Source organism: Vibrio sp. Y176, from assembly GCF_033438945.1.
In genome coordinates this window covers 1-672 of record NZ_JAWOQS010000596.1, presented here as the reverse complement: position 1 = coordinate 672, position 672 = coordinate 1, and the positions used below count along the sequence as shown (strand labels likewise).

Here is a 672-nt window from a genome sequence, read left to right as displayed (position 1 = left end):
TCGAAGAACCGTAGCGGTAAAGCGTTGGTTACGTTGCCTGCAAATTCTGAAGTGATGACGCCAAAAGAAGTCGGCGATCTGGATTCGGATGAGATTCTAGCGATTACCAACCAAGGGCGTATGTTGTTGTTCCCAATTAAAGACTTGCCGCAATTAGCGAAAGGTAAAGGTAACAAGATTATTAACATCCCAGCAGCTAAAGCGAAAGGGCGTGAAGAAGTGTTGTCCCACTTAATCGCGTTGCCGCAAGGTGCTTCTTTAACCTTGTACGCTGGTAAGCGCAAGCTAGGTTTGAAACCTGCTGATCTTGAGAACTTCCGTGGTGAGCGTGGTCGCAGAGGTAGTCTGCTGCCAAGAGGCTTACAGAGAGTGACGCGAATTGACGTTGAGCTTGGTGAGTCGAGCAGCACTGAAGAATCGATCGAAAGCGAATAAAACGAATAGAAATAAAAATCCCAGCCATTGGCTGGGATTTTTTTATGCTTCTTGTTTGTCTTCGGCGATGGTGACTTTTAGAGTCATTTCCTTGCCTTTACGAATGATACCAACGTCGACAGAAGTGCCTGGGCGTAAATCCGTGACGATATCCATCACGCTTTGACGGCCCTGAACTTTATTGCCATCGATACTGATAATGATGTCTTGTTTTTCAAAGCCTGCGGCACTTGCTGG

Annotated in this window: 2 protein-coding genes; one reads left to right on the top strand and one right to left on the bottom strand. The window is 46.6% G+C overall.

The window, feature by feature from the left end; translation table 11 throughout:
* Positions 1 to 435 (top strand): DNA gyrase C-terminal beta-propeller domain-containing protein (locus tag R7O13_RS27510; RefSeq protein WP_318305282.1); only part of this gene is annotated, 435 nt, incomplete at its 5' end.
* 42 nt (positions 436 to 477) lie between these two features.
* On the opposite strand, the gene R7O13_RS27505 is transcribed toward R7O13_RS27510, so the two are convergent.
* The coding region (locus R7O13_RS27505) for a PDZ domain-containing protein (RefSeq protein WP_318305281.1) at positions 478 to 672 on the bottom strand (195 nt) is incomplete at its 5' end.